The organism is Paenibacillus sp. J2TS4 (assembly GCF_018403245.1).
Lineage (GTDB): Bacteria > Bacillota > Bacilli > Paenibacillales > NBRC-103111 > Paenibacillus_L.
Window position 1 is genome coordinate 1 of the sequence record NZ_BOSH01000067.1, and the last position, 254, is coordinate 254.

Genomic DNA, 254 nt, shown 5'->3' on the forward strand with positions numbered 1-254 from the left:
TTAAAGATGCCTACGAGGAAAAGGATGGGATCCTCGGATACCGCCAGATGACCATTAAACTAAACCGAGAACATCATTTAAATGTCAATCATAAGCGAATATACAGACTCATGGGCATCCTAGGCCTTAAATCGGTATGCCGCAGGAAGCGAAAGAATTACATCCATTCTACGCCTGAAATTACGGCGGAAAATATCTTGAACAGAGACTTTAAATCCTCTGAGTTCGGTACGAAATGGCTCACAGATGTGACT

At 42.5% G+C, this 254-nt stretch carries 1 protein-coding gene; it reads left to right on the forward strand.

The window, feature by feature from the left end:
• Positions 1–254, forward strand: a 254-nt coding sequence (locus tag KJS69_RS30455; protein WP_213587799.1) for an IS3 family transposase, incomplete at both ends; no start/stop codon positions are given.